This window comes from Enterobacter sp. SECR19-1250, assembly GCF_013391025.1.
Lineage (GTDB): Bacteria > Pseudomonadota > Gammaproteobacteria > Enterobacterales > Enterobacteriaceae > Enterobacter > Enterobacter cloacae.
The window spans coordinates 1-1,935 of sequence record NZ_JACASJ010000239.1 but is presented as its reverse complement, the minus strand read 5'-3'; the positions used below and the strand labels follow the sequence as shown (position 1 = coordinate 1,935).

Here is a 1,935-nt window from a genome sequence, read left to right as displayed (position 1 = left end):
GCAGGAGTTGGCTGGGCCTGATTTTGCCAGCGGTCATCGTCGCGGCACAACGGAAAATATCAGGCCAGTTCGCAACGATAAGATCCTCCCGGGCTTTTCCACCTACCAACTTGCGTAACTCCCTGGGGGTCGTATCGGGATTAAATACGTACAACCGCTTCGATGGCAGATCCCTGATTCGCAGAACGAGATTGTAGCCGAGCAGGCTACTGGCTCCGAACAAATGGTCGGTGAATCCTGCTGTATCGGCATACTGTTCGCGAACATGGCGACCGACCTCGTTCATCAGTAGTCCATCGAGAATATACGGTGCCTCGCTCACGGTCGCCGGGATCGACTGACAAGCGAATGGCGCGAACTGGTCGCTTACGTGAGTATACGCTTTGAGGCCGGGAACAGAACCATATTTGGCATTGACCATGTTCATGGCTTCGCCATGCCGCGCTGTCGGGAAAAACTGACCATCGCTCGATGCTGACGTGCCCATCCCCCAGACGCGTGACATCGGCAGTTTACCCTGCGCGGCCACCACAATTGCCAATGCCTGGTTCATGGCTTCGCTTTCAACATGCCAGCGGGCAAGGCGTGAGAGCTGCCAGTAATCATGCGTGTTTGTAGCTTCCGCCATCTTACGCAGGCCCAGATTGAGCCCTTCAGCGAGCAGGACGTTGAGCAGACCGATCCGGTCGCGACATGGAGCCCCGGTTCTCAGATGGGTAAACGCATCTGTGAAACCAAGGGCTGCATCAACTTCAAGCAGCATGTCGGTAATCCGAACGGACGGCATTCGGCGATACAGATCCAGTATGAGTGCCTCGGCACCATCCGGCACGTCTGCTGTCAACCTGTCGATCCGCAACGTTCCATCTTCTATGCTACCGTGCGGAATAGTGCCGTTACGGGCAGCCCGGGCCAGCCGCTTAAGAGCGATCGTGAGTCGCGCCTTTCTGTCTGCCAGCCAATCCTGTGGGTTGGAAGGCACGGCCAGTTTTGCATTTTCCTGCGCCGCGATCATCGGCACCAGTACCTGCTTGAGGTCACCATAGCGGCGCGAATGAGCGAGCCAGACATCTCCGGAACGAAAAGCATCCCGGAGGTGAAAGAGTACCGCCACTTCCCAAAGACGGGTATCTCCTTTTTCCTGAGCTCGTAAATGACGGTTCCATTTGGAGCTGGGCCGCAGGAAACGCCTTTCTGGCGATGCAACACCTTTCATCTCTCCGATCGACAAAGCTGCTGCTACCAATGGTCCGGCGACCGGCGCGGCTTCGAGCTTCAGACAGCGCAACATGCGGGGCGCATAACGACGAAAGCGATGGTATCCCTGCCCGACATATGCAAGAGGCTCATCGGCTAGCGTGTTGCTGAGTTGAGTCCCTGTCGCTACCAGTTGAGCGAGCCGGTCCCATGCAACCGAACTGGCGACAGCCATCTCCAGCGGGGTTCCGTCACTGCGGGCCTCAAGCAACGAAGCTCCCAGCGCGGTGAAGGTACGGATCGTATCCGTGAGTGTGGCTTTAGAGCCGGAAATTGTTTCGTCATGCTGGCGCTTCGCTTCCCGCCAGGTTTTTCCTACGATCCTGTCATGGGTTTCGACTATGGCATCAGCAATCGCCGCTTCCCACTCCACAACACAGACGGCAAGGATCGCCCAGCGGCGGTCCGAAGTGATGTCACGCAAACCGTCGGTGAAGTAGCGTTCACCCTGCCGACGCAGCCGGGCAATGCGATGGGCAGGTATGCTGGCCAAAGCACTATGATTGATATTCAGGGTACGCAGAAATTCGAGCCTGTCGAGCAAACGGTTAGCAGCAGCCGAGTTGTTACCAACCTCGAAGTTGCGAAGCCAGATGAAACGACTGATATTGCCGGCGAGCATTTCACTCAGAAGTTTGTCCAGGTGATCGCGAACATCCGCTGTTAAATTTTCCGCAA

General features: G+C 56.6%; 1 protein-coding gene. It reads right to left on the bottom strand.

The window, feature by feature from the left end:
* On the bottom strand, positions 1-1,935 hold a 1,935-nt coding region (locus tag HX884_RS26255; protein WP_178329022.1), incomplete at both ends, for a Tn3-like element Tn5403 family transposase.